This window comes from Vibrio sp. YT-19(2023) (genome assembly GCF_033337395.1).
Map to the genome: position 1 here is coordinate 1 of NZ_JAWOQN010000157.1, position 1,080 is coordinate 1,080.

General features: G+C 42.5%; 1 protein-coding gene. It reads left to right on the forward strand.

The window, feature by feature from the left end:
- Positions 1-211 precede the first annotated feature (211 nt).
- On the forward strand, positions 212-1,080 hold an 869-nt coding region (locus R7E78_RS24575; RefSeq protein WP_318058403.1), incomplete at its 3' end, for an SPFH domain-containing protein.

Genomic DNA, 1,080 nt, shown 5'->3' on the forward strand with positions numbered 1-1,080 from the left:
ATTTTCTACTGCTTTTCAGCGAAATACGAAGCTCACCGCATATTCCTATTGATTTTGTATTATTCGTAAAAATCGCATTAATTTCATGAATCTTTCGATTATTTCTTAATGTAACAATTTGATACATTAACACCTGTTGTCAGCGAGTTGCATAGCAGCTTGATTTTCATCGATTTAACTCAATGACAACCGAAATAATAAGGAGAAAAACATGGAAAGCAGAAGCTTAGGACAAGGCTTAAAAGTAGAAGAACGACGTCAGTTGCTTCATCGCGGGATAAAAGCGGCATTGATTGGTGTGCCTTTATTGGCTGTAGGTTTAACGATCAACAGTTCGGTTTTGATGACAGATGCTGGCTATAGTTATGTGCATCAAAACAACATCACTGGTGAGTTGGATGTGTTTACTGAACCTGGTATTCATTTCCGGATGCCGTTTCTATCCAAAATCACTAAGTACGATCAAGTGATCACTGTGTCTTTTGGTAACAGCAAGGGTGAAGACTTTTACCAACGTCTTGATTCGGTTCAAGTTCGTTTCGCTGATACCTATATTGGTCAAATACCGGTGACGTTCCGCTTTAAATTGAGTAACGATCCAGAAGCTCTAAAAAAGATGCATCGTGAGTTTCGCAATAACAACAACTTGATCGACGCACTGCTTGTGAAAAATGCGCGTAACGTGACAGTGATTACCGCCACGCAATACACCGGAGAGGAGTTTTTCCAAGGTGGTTTGAACCAGTTCAAATCGAAACTTGGTGATCAGTTGCGAGAGGGAATTTATCTTACAGAGCGACGTCAGGTTGAAGTGGAAGAACTGGACCTTGCGCCTGTTGGGGCGAATCAGGCTAACGCGAACCAATTGCAACGTACTAATCAGCTGGTTTGGAAAACGGTGCCAGTCGTAGACAAAACCGGGCAACCGATTCGTCAGGATAACCCGTTGCAACAATACGGTATTCAGGTAACGCAGGTAACCATTGGTGATCCACAACCAGAGAAACAGCTCGACCAATTGCTGGCGGATAAAAAGCGTTTAGTGGCAGATCGCATTCGTGCGATTCAGGAACAAGAAAC